At 74.8% G+C, this 3,562-nt stretch carries 2 protein-coding genes; both read left to right on the forward strand.

What is annotated here, in order from left to right; all coding sequences use genetic code 11:
• Positions 1–184: 184 nt before the first annotated feature.
• Positions 185–922 (forward strand): rhomboid-like protein, encoded by a 738-nt coding sequence (locus tag AOK09_RS35875; protein WP_063796174.1) that lies wholly within the window; start codon positions 185–187, stop codon positions 920–922.
• A 17-nt stretch (positions 923–939) separates the two neighbouring features.
• On the forward strand, positions 940–3,390 hold the full coding sequence (lon, locus tag AOK09_RS35880; RefSeq protein ID WP_055591364.1) for an endopeptidase La: 2,451 nt from the start codon (positions 940–942) through the stop codon (positions 3,388–3,390).
• The last annotated feature ends 172 nt before the right edge of the window (positions 3,391–3,562 follow it).

A 3,562-nucleotide genomic window follows, 5' to 3' on the forward strand; every position in this document is an offset into this window, starting at 1 on the left:
ACTCACAGGTGGAACCCTCCGTGGACGCACTGATCAATGGCGACACGCCCATCCTGGGGGGTCGCGGCCGCGCCGGTCCACCTGTTCGCCGCTCATTCGGCCGCCCTACCGTGGAAGCTGAAGCACGTGACCGTGCCGGGCGCCCCCGCCCGCACCGGGCACCCGTCCCACCCGTGGAGGCGCCATGGCGGACACCGGGCAGCGCACCCTCCGCCCGCTCGGCGGCACCGGCCTCCGCGGCCGGCTGGTCCGCCTGGCCCGGCTGCTCCCGGCGCCCGGCCGGACCCCCTTCACCTTCTGGTACCTGCTGCTGCTGCTCGCCACCAGCCTCTACGCCCGCTACGCCGACCCGGTCTCGGTGCGGGCCGCGGTCGTCGCCTCCAGCACCGACGGCTGGCATCTGCTGCACGTCCCGCTGCGGGTGCTGCTGCTGAGCGCGCTGTGGACGGCGGGACCGCTGTGGTCCCCCTATCTGCTGGCCTTCGGCGTGGCCCTGGCCCCGCTGGAGCGCAGGACCGGGCCGCTGCGCACCCTCCAGGTCTTCGCCACCGGGCACGTCCTGGCGACCCTGGCCTCCGAGCTGCCGCTGGCGCTGCGGGTGCTCTACGGCCCGCTCGCCCCCAGCGCGCTGCACCGGGTCGACATCGGGGTCAGCTACGGGGTGCTCGCCTGCCTGGGGGCACTGACCGGGCTGCTGCCCGGCCGGCTGCGGTACGCCGCGCCTGCGGTCGTCGCGGCCGTGGTGCTGGGGCAGGCGCTCACCGGCCGGGATCCGGTGACCGCGATCGGGCATCCGGCGGCCCTGCTCGTCGGGCTGCTCCACTGGCCGCTGGTGCGGCGGTGGGCCGGGCTCTGTTCGCCTGAAGCGAACAGCGGAACACCATGGTCGTCCCAAGACTTCAGTCAGAGCAACTCAACTTGACTGACTGGGAAGAGATCATGGCTTTGTCGCCCGCGCCGCTCACCCTTCCTGTGCTGCCCCTCGACGACGAGGTCGTGCTGCCCGGCATGGTGGTGCCCCTGGAGCTGTCCGACACCGAGGTGCGCGCCGCCGTCGACGCCGCCCAGGCGGCCGACCGCGGTGTCGAGGACGGCGCACGCGCCCCCGGCATCCGTTCGGTCAAGGCCCGTAAGCCGCAGCTGCTGCTGGTGCCCAGGGTCGACGGCGTCTACGCGGCCGTCGGCACCCTCGCCACGGTGGAGCAGGTCGGCAGGCTCGCCGACGGCGACCCCGCCGCCCTGGTGCGCGGCGTCCGCCGGCTGCGGATCGGCGCGGGCACCACCGGCCCCGGCGCCGCCCTGTGGGTGGAGACCTCCGACTTCGACGAGCCCGCCGTGGGCGAGGAGGGGTCCGTCCCCGGCCGGGTCGCCGAGCTGGTGCGCGAGTACAAGTCCGTCGCCACCCGCTGGCTGCGCAAGCGCGGGGCTTGGCAGGTGGTCGACCGGGTCGCCCAGGTCGAGGACGTCTCCGAGCTGGCCGACAGCATCGGCTACGCCCCCTTCCTCACCGCCGAGCAGAAGCTCCGGGTGCTGGAGACCGCGGACCCGGCCGAGCGCCTGGCGTACGCCCTCGGGCTGCTCAAGGACCACCTCGCGGAGGAGGAGGTCAACGACACCATCCGCAAGGACGTCCAGGAGGGGGTGGAGAAGCAGCAGAAGGAGTTCCTGCTCCGCCGCCAGCTGGAGGCCGTCCGCAAGGAGCTGGCCGATCTCAACGGCGACACCTCCTCCGAGGAGGAGGACTACCGGGCCCGGGTGGAGGCCGCGGACCTGCCGGAGAAGGTCCGTGTCGCCGCCCTGAAGGAGGTCGACAAGCTGGAGCGGTCCGCCGAGGGCGCCTCGCCCGAGGCCGGCTGGATCCGCACCTGGCTGGACACCGTCCTGGAGCTGCCCTGGAACGAGCGCAGCGAGGACTCCTACGACATCGCCGGCGCCCGCGCGGTGCTGGACGCCGACCACGCCGGTCTCGCCGACGTCAAGGACCGCATCGTGGAGTACCTGGCGGTGCGCAAGCGCCGTGCCGACCGCGGCCTCGGCCTGGTCGGCGGCCGCCGCGGCGGCGCGGTGCTGGCCCTGGTCGGCCCGCCCGGGGTCGGCAAGACCTCGCTGGGCGAGTCGGTGGCCCGCGCGATGGGGCGGTCCTTCGTCCGGGTGGCGCTCGGCGGCGTCCGCGACGAGGCGGAGATCCGCGGCCACCGGCGTACCTACGTCGGCGCGCTGCCCGGCCGGATCGTCCGGGCGGTCAAGGAGGCCGGGTCGATGAACCCGGTGGTCCTGCTCGACGAGATCGACAAGGTCGGCTCCGACTACCGCGGCGACCCCGCCGCGGCCCTGCTGGAGGTGCTGGACCCCGCGCAGAACCACACCTTCCGCGACCACTACCTGGAGGTCGAGCTGGACCTCTCCGACGTCGTCTTCCTGGCCACCGCCAATGTGCTGGAGGCCATCCCCGAGCCGCTGCTGGACCGGATGGAGCTGGTGCGGCTGGACGGCTACACCGAGGACGAGAAGGTCGTCATCGCCCGGGACCACCTGCTGCCCCGGCAGCTGGAGCGGGCCGGGCTGGCCGCCGACGAGGTCCGGCTCGACGACTCGGCGCTGCGCAGGCTGGCGGGGGAGTACACCAGGGAGGCGGGGGTGCGGAACCTGGAGCGCTCCATCGCCCGCATCCTGCGCAAGGTCGCGGCCCAGCTCGAACTGGGCGAGCGCACCCTGCCCGCCGACGTGGACGCGGACGGTCTGCGCGCCCTGATCGGCCGGCCGCACCACACCCCGGAGTCGGCCACCGAGCCGGCCGGCCGCCGCACCGCCGTACCCGGCGTCGCCACCGGGCTGGCGGTCACCGGGGCGGGCGGCGACGTGCTCTACGTCGAGGCCTCGCTCGCCGACCCCGAGACCGGCTCCACCGGGCTCAGCCTGACCGGCCAGCTGGGCGAGGTCATGAAGGAGTCGGCGCACATCGCGCTCTCCTTCCTGCGCTCCCACGGGGCCGAGCTGGAGCTGCCGGTCACCGACTTCAAGGACCGCGGCGTGCACCTGCACGTCCCGGCCGGGGCCGTCCCCAAGGACGGCCCCAGCGCAGGCGTCACCATGACCACGGCGCTGGCCTCGCTGCTCTCCGGCCGCCGGGTGCGGGCCGATGTGGCGATGACCGGTGAGGTGTCGCTGACCGGGCGGGTGCTGCCGATCGGCGGGGTCAAGCAGAAGCTGCTGGCGGCGGACCGGGCGGGCATCACCACGGTGCTCATCCCGCAGCGCAACGAGCCGGACCTGGACGACGTCCCCGCCGAGGTGCTGGCGCGGCTCACCGTCCACCCGGTCTCCGACGTCCGCGAGGTGCTGTCGCTGGCCCTGGAGCCGGCCCGGGCGGCGGTGCCCGCGGCGGCCTGACCGCGCGGACGCACCACCGGGCCCCCTCCCCGCCCCGGGGAGGGGGCCCGGCTGCTGCGGCCGGGGGTGCCGGGCACCGGCGTGTGCCCGGGATCACCGCGGGCGGGGGTGGCGGAGCGGTGGTACGGGTCGGTTGTCTGGCCCTGGAGCCGAGCGGACGGAGGATCAGGGT

Source organism: Peterkaempfera griseoplana (assembly GCF_001418575.1).
In the GTDB taxonomy this organism is placed as follows: domain Bacteria; phylum Actinomycetota; class Actinomycetes; order Streptomycetales; family Streptomycetaceae; genus Peterkaempfera; species Peterkaempfera griseoplana.

Bases quoted from the DNA above. Each gene is read 5' to 3' on its own strand.
- AOK09_RS35875 (WP_063796174.1), top strand. From the start codon at position 185: ATGGCGGACACCGGGCAGCGCACCCTCCGCCCGCTCGGCGGCACCGGC.
- lon (WP_055591364.1), top strand. From the start codon at position 940: ATGGCTTTGTCGCCCGCGCCGCTCACCCTTCCTGTGCTGCCCCTCGAC.